The 221-nt window shown below is 44.8% G+C and carries 1 protein-coding gene; it reads right to left on the bottom strand.

The genetic code is table 11. From position 1 onward, the window contains the following. On the bottom strand, positions 1-221 hold a 221-nt coding region (locus ULO1_RS03985), incomplete at both ends, for a DUF2634 domain-containing protein (RefSeq protein WP_143325407.1).

Here is a 221-nt window from a genome sequence, read left to right as displayed (position 1 = left end):
CCACCTCCATTCTCTCAGGTGGTCCTATAACTGGCACTGCAGTAAATGATACCTTTACCACATCACCTTCCCATTCAAAAGCATAGTCCGTAACTCTTTCCGTTCTTAGAACAGCCAGCAGTGATTCGGTTATTGCCCGTTCCAGCTCTGCTTCTAAAGTTCTCCTTGTCTTCTGGCTTAAAGCTTGCTCAATTTCTGTACCGTAGTCGGTACTATAGATT

The sequence above is a fragment of the Carboxydocella sp. ULO1 genome, assembly GCF_002049255.1.
GTDB lineage: Bacteria > Bacillota.
Note: the sequence above shows the minus strand (reverse complement) of the source record. Positions and strands in the feature narration are given on the sequence as shown.